Raw genomic sequence first — 12,948 nt, 5'->3', positions numbered from 1 at the left:
GTCGTTCAGTCTCTCCTGTCCTGTGCCCTAACACTCCCACAAAACAAAAATGACCAACCCTAAGGTCAGTCATTTTAATTATTTTATATCCGAAGTTGCAGATTTGGCCCTTATCCTACACTTTCAAATCTCGCTTCGCTAAGACTTAAAAGAGCTGGGGGCTCACTTAATATATCTTTTAACACTTGATTTTAGTTTTGGATAATCCTCTACAAGAAGTAACATCCCATCGAGTCTTTTTTCTCCATGTGGTCCGTCCACATAAAAATCCCAAAAAGAGTCAATTTCTTCAGGGTTTTTCTGACAAAGTATACTAAAAAACCTATCGGGTCTTTCCTTCATTTTATAACCAACCAATCCAGAAAAAAAATTCACTCCATCTGCTTGCCATCTACCGTTAATCGAAGCATCAACAAGTTTTTGATAGTACATCTGTAAATCCACTTTTTCATCAATTGTTAGCATAATTTCCATGATATGAGTATATCCTTCATCATATAATGGTCCTCCATCAAAAGATCCAGATGAAGTTTCGTTCCTATCTCCAAATATTTGTAGAAAAGTATCAAAATCACTTGGAAACGTCCTTAAATAGACATCTTCGAATGCGTTACCATAAGAAATTTCCCTTGCAAGGAATTGCAGACTATCTGCTTTTTCCTTTATGACATCATCTTGTTTTCCAAACAGAGGAATAGAAATAAGTAACAAACAAAAATTTAGAACTAATCTCATAATAACCCAGGTTTTTTTACATCAGTAATTATTAATTGAATTCCTGCGGAACCATATGCTCTTAAGAACCCTGACAACTCTTTAAATGCGGCGTTACTTCCAGAAACATAATATGTATCTCTAACCAATATATCATTTGCTGTATCAAACATATTGCCAAACCCATAATCTGATCCTGGAAGCTGACAACCTTCCGTATGACAAGGTAAGTTTCCTGTATGAATAAGAATCCTTCTATCCTTAGATACTTTGTCATTAGATATTATCCATGAATTCGGATGATCTTTGCTGCTATAAGGTTCAACAGTATATGTTCCAGCCGGAATAGCCTTATCCTTTCCACTTTCGAAAGTAGAGGGACCTCCAGGTTCAAAAAGGTATCCATTTATTCTTCTTACAGATTCAACAGCCACAGCGCTAAAGGTACTTATTGTAGCACTTTCGGAAGACAAGAACCTGTTTTGATAGATGGTAACTCCATATTTTGGAGCAAGACTCATATTCTGTGCCTTATACCATACTCCACCCTTAAAATCATCATGAAAACTATTATCTAGGTAGTAAAAGGTTCCTTTTTCTGAAGTTACTTTATAAACTGGATCTGCCAGGTTTTCAGCGAAATCAGCTTTTTCACTTTCGGTCATCTGATCCGTTCCGTAATATTTGTTCCACGTATTACTACTCATATATCTTGCATTATCTTCCTCTGATCTCATTGAGTTACTCCAATGTGTACCAGAGCTCACCAATAAACCGCTATTTCTAAATGGATTCCCAGGCGCACTAGGTTCTCCATCTGGATCATCTCTATGTAGCCCAGTAGGATCATTATACATCACAGGATTATTCCCAGCAAACTGACTCGGAGACCACGAGCTATACATACTCGCCAAAGCATCCACCCCATGGAACCTGCCCAGGCTCGGATCATACTTTCTAAATGGTGTACTGTACCAGTCAGTCATAGATTCCAGCTCACTACCTGCATTGAACTTGAAGTTCTGATCAGTGATCGCTGCTCTGGTGTACGAGTTAAACGAGAGGCCGAAAGGATAATAATCATCCTTCTGTACTACAGGACTATGCTTCTGCGTGACCTTAAAATCGTCAAAGAACACATCCATGGGCGTATCTTCCTCATTGGACAAGTAAATATATACATATCCTGGCTTATCAAAAGTAAGTTGATGACTGAGTTTTTCGTGGTCTCCATTGCTACCTTTTTCTTCGGCTACGGTACTGATCTGTTGAAAACCACATCTGGTCGAATCTACTTTATAGTTGCTGTCAAATACCAGATAATTGAGATAGGCCTTTGGGGCGTCTTCTGGATTTCTATTTCCACTAAAAAAGTCTGCAAAAGGAAGTCCTGAGGCGTTGTTGGCTGCTTCGTAGACCACGTCCGGCGCTCCTCCTGCTATATTGGCCGCTACGGTATTGAGTAGGGCCGTCCAGCTGGCTGAGCTATCGTTGTGGTAATACTTGGCAAACACTTCCATGTCTACTGTATCTCCCGGCATCACCATCAAAGACTTAGCCAGTCCGATTCTTTTGTTCGCACTACCATCGAGATGTATCGCATAGCCTGTGCTGTCTGTGGTATGGTCGAACAGTGTGGACTTGATTCGAGACACTTCGTCATACTTCTCGAAGTAGGCTTTGATGGATGTCGTATCCTGATTCTCCATCGTGGCCAGATAGTTGTCCTCATCGATTTCCGTTTTGAAGGTCACACGAATGTTACCCAAGTGATCAGTCAAATGATATTGGTATTCATACTCCACGAATTGATTGTTGACATCTCTCTCAGCCACTACACGTCCCTGATCATGAGCTATAAACTGCAGGGTATCATTTTCATACACAAAGCCTCCGATGTAGTCGGTGCGCTTGGTTGCCACTCCATCTATGTAGTGTACCTGTGCCACCTTCTGTGCGCCTGCGTAAATATTCTCTGTATGCTGGGTCTTACTACTGTCGCCAGCTACATGGCTCAGACTTACAGTCAGGGGCTGGTTGAGATGGTTGTAGGTCATCGCGGTGATGCCTTTGTTTTTGTCCATCGTCAGGTTGCCGTTGGCATCGTAAGCATAGTCTTCCCCTGCTGTATTACCGTCAAAGAATCCTGTCGATTTATCCGAAGTGTCCGTCACACCGATAAGGTGATCGGTATTTTCATGGTAGGCATATACCAAATCGTCAATCATTTGATTCGTTGTATCCGCATGGGTGCCTTTACGTTTCAAGGACTTGATGTTTCCGTTGAGATCATAGCTGATGGCGGACAGGTCATAGTTGATCGCTTCGCCCAATCCGGTCGCTTCGCTGATTCGATTCATCTCATCATACTGGTAGTCGAAACCATTGGTTTGCGATTCGTAGGGGTTTTTCCAAGCCACCTCTCCTATCGTACCATCCCACTTGGCATGAGTAGCATCCTGATACTTGAAGGCCATCTCGAAAAGGTGATCCTCTGCATCATTCGGGTCGTTCATTTGCGTGATTTGCCCTCTGATGTTGTAGGCGTAATCTACTTCATCAAAACCATCGGCCAGGCTTTTGTTGATCAACTGGCCCAGGGCGTTATAGCTGTTGCTCACCAAGGGTACAGGCGTATCACTTCCTATCTGATGCGTAGTCGTCAGGTGTCTGCCCATACGGTCATAAGTATATACCTGAGTAATACTCAGGTTCCCAATATTGGCATCCGGGCTCTGATGTTCTACATAAGTTTTCATAAGCAATCCTCGCCAGTGGTACTGAGCCGTCATTCTGTCCGTACCTCCTTTATGGTTTTGAGCCACAGTCTGCACTACGCGATAGTCGTTATCATAGAAGTTGACCGTGCTCACAAACTGATCTGTGGTCCCCGAGATTTTGACCATAGACCCGGTGGTCAACCCTTTCACCCCAAAGGTACTTTCGGCAGGAATGAGCTTGTTTTCTGTCGCATCAAATACACCGGCTGGCAATTGAAATCCTTCACTCGTGAAGTCATAATTGTCGTAGTAAGTGACGGACAATATCTCATCGATACTGATACCTACAGGATAGGCTGTATTGGTATACTGAACCAATCCATTCGTATCAAAGGATTCAACCCCTTCACTACTGGCTACCGCTGCCCGGATGTTTTCCACATCTCCTGCAATCACTTTCTCTCCTGTAATTATTGGGCGATTAAACTGGTCGTACTTCACGAAAGACCATTTATCTTCCAGACGCTGATTGGCTGTCTGGGTCAATACGACCCGATCGCGTGCATCGTAGACGATGTACTCCCAGCCGGCGCCAGGCACTAGCTTAGCGATCAAACGGTGGCGTTGATCATATTTGTATTGAAAAATGTGCTTTGCTAATTCTTCAGGCGCAATAGAAGCAAATGATACATCTACCAAAAGCTTGTCTTCGGTAGTTCCTCCTGGAGCCGTGGTATAAGTATAGGTAAGTTCGTGTAGGCCTTCTCCCGCAACCCTTGGATCAAAAATATCATCGACAACGCCAGCACCTGTCCAGGTTCCGCCATCCGGACTTCCGGATAGTGTCATGGGCTGATCATCAGATGTAGTTACCTTATCTTCTCCTGCCGCTGCCACACAAGCGATGGCTTCAATTTGTTTGACATCACTGAAAACGGTACAGCCATCGACTGTTACGGCTCTGCGATAGTAGCTATTATGTGCCTGGGGCGTATAATTCTGGTTGGTAGCTGAAGCAATATCTAACCAGACGTTTCCATCTGCCGACTCTTGCCATTGGTAAGTGGCACCTTGAGATGAAAGATCAGACCCAATGATAGGATCTGCTACGTATTCTTCGCAGATTACCAAATCATCACCAAGGGATCCTGGATCTATCGCCGACTTCACTTCAACAAATATTTCATTTGAAAGCAAAATATTGCAACTGGTATTCACTTGTCTTCTATAATAGGCTGACTGAGACGAATCGGCTAGCACCAAAGAACTAGAAGTGGCACCGTCCATATCCAACCAATTGGCTTGATCTATAGATGTTTGCCATTGATAATTATAACTACCGTTTGCCCCTGTAGGGCTGGTAGCATTAATTACACCTGATTCTATGTAACACAAACTTGACGGGCCTGCAATCGTACCTGATGTCATTGGCTCATATACATTCACGGCAATCACGTTACTACCTAAGGTTGATTCGCAGGAAATCACATTTCTTCTAAACCATGTGGTCTGAGTCAATGAACCAGGGTCATAGGTGGAAGCTGTTTCTCCAATGATATCTGAAAAGCCAACAGAAGCACTAGTCGTAGACGACTGCCACTGGTAAACCCTACTATCTCCACCTGAAGCTGACACCTCGCTGGTCAAAGCGGCTGCGTCTGTATTGTAACAGATGGTTTGGGCATTGCCGATGCTTCCTGACAGCAATTCATCATGAATAGTAACTTTTACGGCGCTGGTATACTTTGTTCCACATCCAGCCCCCGATACAACACCCCTTCTATACCAGGTAGACTGGTAGAGCACAGGAGGGTTATAGGTGCTATTGATCTCACCCATGATATTCGAAAATCCACTGGATGCGCTGGTAGTGGACTGTTGCCATATGTAGCTAAGGCCTGTGCCGCCAGTGGCAGATGATGTATTGTTGAAGGCCACTGGATCACTGCCGTAGCAGAGCGTTTGTGGCTCGCTTATACTTCCTGCCACCAAATTGCCATACACCGTCAGCTTAATGACGTTGGTATACTTAGTTCCGCAACCTGAACTGGAGGTTACCCTTCTTCTATACCATGTAGTTTGAGTCAAGGCGGGAGGATTGTATGTACTGCTTGTAGCTCCACTGATATTTGCAAATCCACTGGAAGAACTAGTAGTGGACTGTTGCCACTGATAGGTTCTTGTGGCTCCTCCGGAAGCAGAAGCAGTATTGGTCAACGTACTTGCATCATTATTATAGCATAAGGTTTGGGCATTACCAATACTTCCAGCGCTTAGATTAGATCGAACGGTCACCTTTATCACGTTGGTATATTTAGTTCCACACCCTGAGCTCGAGGTTACCCTTCTCCGATACCAAGTATTCTGGGTCAGAGTAGGTGGATTATAAGTGCTACCGGTAGCTCCACTGATGTTTGAATAACCGCTAGATGAGCTCGATGTTGATTTTTGCCACTGATAATAACGAGTAGCTCCACCAGAAGCCGAAGCGGTATTGGTCAATGTACTGGGGTTACCATTGTAACATACCGTTTGCGCATTGCCGATACTTCCTGATTTCAAATTACCTCTTACGGTAATTTTTTCGCTGGCGGCGTACTTGGTTTGCCCACAGGAGGTTACTCTACGGCGGTAATACCTGGTAGCCGTTAAATTTCCTGGTGAATACGACGTACCCGTAGCTCCTGAAATGTTGGACCAACTGGAATTGTTACTGGACACCTGCCATTGATAGCTATAAGAAGATAAACCACCACTAGCACTGGAAGAATTCCCTAAAGTTCCGGCAGAAGCGCCATAACAAATAGTCTTCGCTCCACTTGTATTCCCTGCATTCAAGTTATTCGGGTTTACGCTTTTATAGCCAGCGCTCTGGGCACTACCCCATTTTCTACTGTAAGGATTGTATGATCTAAGGTATACAGATCTAGAACTGGTAAATGAATAGTAGGTACCCTGGTACGATTTACTTGTTCCACCAGAAGAAGTCTGCCAGTACCACACCGTTCCTGCTGGTGCGTTCGAGTTTCTTTTCACTTTTGTAGTACCACATTGATAATAAGTACTAAATGATGTAGATGGCCTGGCTGGTGTTCCACTAGTGCCACCACCTCCTCCACTACCACCTCCACTACCACCTCCTGGGTCTGGATCAGGTGCTGGCCCTTGAGCGAAACTGCTAAAACAGGCCATAGCAAAAAGAAAAACAAGGCCGAAAAAAATTGTGTTATTTGGTCGTAATTTCATGATCTTATTGCTATTTCTATTACTTATTTAAATTTTCTAAGGCTTTCGGAGGAATCACAGCTACAACGTTTCCGTATTCGTCGTAGATTGAATAAGTATCCGCCCAGCCGCCATCTATAGAAGGTGCCTGCTCTCTTTTCAGTATCGCCTGACCTGACTTGTTGATGAACACAATCTTCGTCTGGTTGTCTTCGGTGTATGTAACTTGTTTAATAAGTAAGCCGGGTGCATAACTGCCTACATTGGCAATCTGACCATCTATCACCTCCCAGTGTATCACATCGTCTGAAAGCGTGTTATTTAGTTGTTCATTTCTAACCTTTCGGTCATTATCTTTCCAGTCTTCCCCTGGACCTGTCATCGTCTTCACTCTATTCATGGGTGAATCATCGAAGGTCATTTCTGAGTAAGGTCGGGCATCATGGGCTACACCTGACTCTGTGGTATAAAATTCAACCTGATCATTCCACGCAGAAGCTCCTGAGTGATAGGTTCCGTTGTATGCTGCTGCATAGGGCAAGTAAACCTTGGGGGTACGTCCTAAAGCATCATAGCTCTGAGACTGAATAATATCTCTCCCATCCGGTGAAGCATTCTCCACAATTGACTGAATGGGGCGACCATAATCGTCTCTATAGGTGGTGGATTTGATCACATCTGAATCCAGGCTGGAAGAGATATCAGCTTCTTCTGTAGGAGTAAGATAAGTCTCTACGCTATTGTATGACCTTGTTGAAAGGGTCAAATGTCCTTCTGTTATTTCTACCTCTCCTAAGTCAGTTAAACATTCAATCGGTGAATTATTAAGGTAATGGGAAGCCTGAACAGAATAGTTGCCATTTTCCAGGTCAACGGAAGCGTTTCTGGTATCTCCTTTAAATACATCTACCTGGCCGCTACCATCAGAAATATGGTAATAGGTGTCTTCTGAGGCATTGATCACATGAATTTTATTATAAGAATAAGGGTGATCCATAATACGTCCCCCTCCTACGACGGTCTTCATATCAGGAGGGACTCCCATATCAAATGTTTCCGATACGGGTATAGACAAACAGGCATTGGCTGGATCAGCAGCTCCATTACCTTGAGCAAAATAATAAGTTCCTGATGAGCTGATGGTTGGCGAATTAAAGGTCTTAACTTCTCCATTCGGATTTTCACCTAAGAAGTAATAAGGATTATCCTGTTGGCCTTCCAAATTAATGACGTACAATTCAGTACAAGGCAGCTCATTCATCTTCTGTATCTTGTAATTCAATTCACGTTCGGGGTATTCTACTATTTTGGCCTCTACTTTTCTTCGAATTATAGATCGACAACTATCCTTATATCCTCCAACATAATAGGTTTCGTTTTCGGAGATATCATTTATTGAAAGCGTAGAACCAGTTTTAATTATAGATCCTGATCCCGGATATCTATACCATTCCAAGGTAACTCCCTCTTCTGAACTACTAGCACTTAGTGTCGTCACGTCCTGACCAAAACACGCCTCTTTATCACTCGCTAATGGTGTAGATGGATTCTTTTTTATATACCTGTGAATCACTGTGGTACTTGACCATATGTTATGATTCCTTTTCTTGGCTCGTAAATACAGGGAGGGTTTACCTTCTACTTGAGTAATCACCTTTTCCGGACTATCGTCGTCCTGACTTGTACCATATTCATCTGTCTGCCAATACCACTCTTCATTTCCTCTTGAATTCAGTTCCTCCAAATCCATCCTATATGTAGTTTTCCCACATTCGGAAGAACCAATATAAGTAGGCGGTGCAGGGCTATAGAGAATTTGATAATTTACCAGTCTGGTACCTGACCAGCATTCATTCGAACTCAGTTTGTTAAATGCTCTCAGCCATACTTGATTACCAGAATAGACCGTATACTCTTTATCATCGTTAGCCTGGCTGGTACCGTCAGGTTCGGTTTGCCAGTAAAACCTTACATTCGGATCCGTAGGTGTAGCTGCTGTCAGAAGCGTATTACCTCCATTATTAGTTTCGACAGGAGCTGGTGGGTACTCGGGAATCTCTCTTACCGTGTAATATTTTGAAGTTGTACCATCTGACCAACATCCATTGCTATTGTGTTTAGCTCTTAGATACACCGTACCTGCCGTTGTTCTGGAAAGCACACTACTGTCATTATTAACCTGATAACTCGAAGGTGAATCACTGGTTTGCCAGTACCAGGTGATGCTAGTCGAAGGGTTTTCGGCTAATAAGGCCGTTGACCCACAGTGGCGGTCCTCGGTAATTACAGGGTTGGCTGGTTTGACCCTGAACCCTGAGTTCACCTGAACACGAAGCGATTCATACTCATCACTCCAGGTTTCACTAGGCGAATAATAAGTTCGGATATAATAAGTGGCCGAGGTACTTGTAGCATTATAGGGCGAATTATTACTTGCAGAATGCGTCGTACTTGTTCCGTCTCTACTCGTTTGCCAATACCATGCATATCCACCTGGCGGAGTGCTCGTTGCCTTCAATACTGTATAACCACATTCGTGAGTCTGAGAGACCTCTGTATCAGGGTTAGGGGGGAGCGTACCACCGCCAGCAGCCGGAGGAGCAGCGGGAGGGCCTTGTGCTAAAAGTCGTTCAGCGGAGGCTAAACAAAAAACTAATAAAAGGAAGGATATTAAGTATTTCATCTTTATTGGAATTGCTTATTTGATATAATAGGATTGGGTTGATCGAACATGACCATTATGGTCTTTGGTGTGTTTGGACCTTCCGGCAGGATCGTAAGTATGATAACTCACTCTGCCATTAGGATCCTGACTTGAGGTAACCCCAACACCTTCTTGATAAGTATAACTACTCACTCTTGCATTGGACAGTTGATTTCTAAGTGTCGTATTTTGTTCGACAGAAAGCTCGCCAGACAAACGGAGATTAGCATTGAGCCCAAGAGCACTCATAACCTCATCATAGGTAGCATTCACAATGGCGGCTACCACATACTTGCCTCCATGACCACGTATATAAGTAGTAGGTACTCCAGCGCGTGATATTTCACTTAGGGTGTGGCCCTGATCATCTCGTTTTAATACTCGTCTTTGCCACTGATAAGAGGAATGAAATGACTCCCCGTTGTTAGATTCAGTGAATGAAGATCCAACTTCGAACTGCAAGGTTTCTTTGACAGAGAAATAATTATAATCAGTATCATATTCATAAGCGACCGCTGCAGCTTTTACTACCGTCCCGTTTTCTTCCGTAATGATTTCAATAGGAGCATTCAAAAATCTGTCGCCTACCATCGTAGAAATCAAGCTACCGGGCGAAGCAAAATCCTGCGGATACTTAGTAGTTGTTTTTTTGGTCTTGCCTTCAGAATCCAAGGTCTCTACTCTCGTGAGATAGGGATGTTCTGAGTTATCATAATGATAATGAGTGGTACTTTCTATAGGGTTATCGGCATTCTCGTCATACATTTCTGTAACCACTTGATAGGCTTTTGGCTTATACACATGATAGTTGTATCCACTGGCATCATACCGCTGGTATTCAGGATCGTCTTGAGACTCATATCTCTTTCGGATCACATACGCAGGTATGGTCTTGCTATGCTCTGCCTTTAAATCATATAGAGTAGTTACACGTTCTAATACCTTCCAGCTTTCCCCTTCTTTTTTAAATGTTTCTCTGGATTTTAGAAGTCCCCGGTTCCAGTTGTCATTGGACCATGGGCTATCTTGGATAGGATTACCCGAAACAACTTCCGGAGCACTTTGAGCACCAATGTTGTATTGCATCTGATAACCCCCGTTTTCAAAATTATCTCCACCTTTACTAACAGTTACATACTCATACTGTACTCCCTCATTGCCGCTTTTATGCAGCAAGTTTCTGGAATGGGAACTAAGGATAATGTATTCACAATCCTCTCCTTCCTGAGTGAGTGTGGTATTGCTATAATATGATCTATAAGGGTATTTCTCATAAGTCACGCCAGAGCTAACAGCATACGACTCTTTTGGTCCGTAATAATATCGGGTCGATGATTCTCGTCCGGATGAACCATCCAGAGCCGTAACCACTTTCAATCTCACACCACCAATGGCAACAGTCCCAGTGGATTCAACAATGGTAGGCTCTTTCTGATCAAAACTTACCGCAACATTATTGGTACTATTGGCCACTAATTCCAGCTTATAGTACACCCCTTGAACACCACTAAACGAAACCTCTCCATCTGCTTCAATATTATAGTTGGATAGCCCAGGCACATAGCTTTGAGACAGTTCATCCCAAACTTTCAATGTTCCAGATGACCCAACTCCGGGTGTACCTTGAACATCAATATTTAGTGTAATCGTTTGATTATAATAGGACAAAAACTGATAGTCTTTACTTCCAGCTCCTGATGGGGCGGTTAGTCCTCTGGAGAGTATGGTCGGCGCTCCGGCTGTTTTAATGACATCCTCCACTTCATGGCCTTCATATTCGTAATAAACGGTTTTACCTGAAGGATATTTAATTGATTCCAACATCCCTACTTGCGCTTGTAGAGCATTGGCCTCACGATCAGCCCCGTCCAAACCAAAATGTAGTGTGGTAGGAACATCCAGTAGCACATTGTTCTTAGGCACAAACTGATTATTGTCATCGTTCGTTGTGGCACCGTTATAATATCCCCAATGATCTTGTGCAAAGGAGTCAAAAGCAGGTAGCCCTGAAGGATTATAGTAGGTCATCGCATAATTTGAAACCTCTATACCATCTGAGCCCTTATGAGTAACTTTATCAAGGAAATGACGACCGTTTACAGACGAGTAATCTAATACTGACTGACTGATCAGACTTTGATTCGAATCGTAGCGGGACACAGCGGATAGCCTTACATTCTCGCCCGAAGTATCATATTCAAACGAACATGATCCCCAACCGTAGCTGGATATTGTTGACACAAAAGGAGTCTGATATTCTACCGTTTCTCCTTGAATTTGCTGACTTGATTCACTAAAACCTGCCCCACAGGGTTGGGCACTATTCAAGGAAGATAATTTGTATTGAAAACCTTTCTGCGTGCTATAAATTGTATGCTTTTCATAAGTAAAAACAATTTGCTGTCCGGTGGGGTGAATCACATTAACCAGGTACCAGGCCGTAGTTACCGATGAGTCATCCTGTTCGTTTTTTTCACCATCGACAGTTCCAAACTTGTAAAGCATACCATCATCAGTTTTGACAGTAAATACAGTCATATCGTTTGAAACAGAAATCTCCCAATTTCGGTGTTCCAATGGTACAAATGCACCAGTGGCATCCAACACAAAAGTGCCCTGCCCCCCGGCAAATTGATAGGAAAAGAGATCAGGTTCACTGTCCCTGGTCTCATTCTCTGCTACGTCTTGCACATAGCTCTTGTCAATAGGATCGTTCATATCCAGGTTTTCTTTAACGCCTACGGGAGAGTTAATATCATCCGCCTGATCACGAACTTCCCTACTGATCATCCCACCAGCCTGTAAGGACCAGTTCAACCCAACCTGAGAAGACTCCTGAGACACAAGAGTTCCTCCGGAGTAGTAGCTCAGTGAAACAGGAATGGTATAAAAATCCGTACTAAAGGAAGTCAAGGGAATGCTCAAACGAACCGCTCCGTTATTCCCTACCGAAGTTAGAGCTGCATTTGAGGAGTTGATCGATGGGCTAACAAACCCTTCATAGTTGGTTATTTGCTTTGAGGCTTCCTGGGCGAGCGTGAGGTTGACAACCGTGTTCAATTGTGCAGTCAGTAGACAAATAAACACCAGCCGATAAAAATTTGAATTCATAGATTTCAACTGTTTTGTTATAGTTTCTTTCAAGAGCTAATAGGTATTTCAATATTTATTTTTCCATTTGAGAATTCAAAAGGAATATTTTATGCCAACATAATCTTGCAGACAGGCTCATAGGCATACCTGTTCCATAGAAAGGAATGAAGAAAGCCAATCAGTACATTATAATTGAGAAGGCTTCCTGAGAACTCAAAAAGCCAAGATTATCATTGGTTGATTAAACGGTTTATAATAGTGTTAAAATTCATTTCAAAGTAGGTCAGGTTTTTGAAAATGAATTTTTCTCGTGTGCTGCCGCAAGTGTACATACAAAATTCATTTTATCAAAACTAAATTTTTTCTCAATTCAAAAAACTTATACAATATTCTTCTTTAGGTCACCTGCTGATTCAGTATCAGTAAATTATTTCATCTTCATACAAGCGACTTACCCACCTTCTATTCTATTTGCATATTTGATTAAAATAG

Annotated in this window: 4 protein-coding genes; all 4 read right to left on the bottom strand. The window is 42.9% G+C overall.

What is annotated here, in order from left to right; translation table 11 throughout:
• Nucleotides 1-162: 162 nt before the first annotated feature.
• From ACO6S2_RS10670 to ACO6S2_RS10655, 4 genes are read right to left on the bottom strand one after another with little or no spacing between them, the layout of a single operon-like run.
• Nucleotides 163-735: a hypothetical protein gene (locus tag ACO6S2_RS10670; RefSeq protein WP_422358536.1), complete on the bottom strand. Its 573-nt coding sequence runs from the start codon at nucleotides 733-735 to the stop codon at nucleotides 163-165.
• Nucleotides 732-6,680 carry a DUF5675 family protein gene (locus tag ACO6S2_RS10665; RefSeq protein WP_422358535.1) on the bottom strand — a complete coding sequence of 1,983 codons (5,949 nt, stop codon included), beginning with the start codon at nucleotides 6,678-6,680 and terminating at the stop codon, nucleotides 732-734. Before ACO6S2_RS10665 ends, ACO6S2_RS10670 begins: the two co-directional genes overlap by 4 nt.
• 19 nt (nucleotides 6,681-6,699) lie before the next feature.
• Nucleotides 6,700-9,342: a DUF6443 domain-containing protein gene (locus ACO6S2_RS10660; RefSeq protein WP_422358534.1), complete on the bottom strand. Its 2,643-nt coding sequence runs from the start codon at nucleotides 9,340-9,342 to the stop codon at nucleotides 6,700-6,702.
• A gap of 15 nt (nucleotides 9,343-9,357) precedes the next feature.
• On the bottom strand, nucleotides 9,358-12,474 hold the full coding sequence (locus tag ACO6S2_RS10655) for a hypothetical protein (RefSeq protein WP_422358533.1): 3,117 nt from the start codon (nucleotides 12,472-12,474) through the stop codon (nucleotides 9,358-9,360).
• Nucleotides 12,475-12,948 lie beyond the last annotated feature (474 nt).

This window comes from Reichenbachiella sp. (assembly GCF_965233835.1).
Taxonomy (GTDB): domain Bacteria; phylum Bacteroidota; class Bacteroidia; order Cytophagales; family Cyclobacteriaceae; genus Reichenbachiella.
The sequence above is the reverse complement of the archived record's forward strand: the minus strand, read 5'-3'. Positions and strand labels throughout refer to the sequence as shown.

Bases quoted from the DNA above. Each gene is read 5' to 3' on its own strand.
- ACO6S2_RS10660 (WP_422358534.1), bottom strand. From the start codon at position 9,342: ATGAAATACTTAATATCCTTCCTTTTATTAGTTTTTTGTTTAGCCTCC.
- ACO6S2_RS10655 (WP_422358533.1), bottom strand. From the start codon at position 12,474: ATGAATTCAAATTTTTATCGGCTGGTGTTTATTTGTCTACTGACTGCA.
- ACO6S2_RS10665 (WP_422358535.1), bottom strand. From the start codon at position 6,680: ATGAAATTACGACCAAATAACACAATTTTTTTCGGCCTTGTTTTTCTT.
- ACO6S2_RS10670 (WP_422358536.1), bottom strand. From the start codon at position 735: ATGAGATTAGTTCTAAATTTTTGTTTGTTACTTATTTCTATTCCTCTG.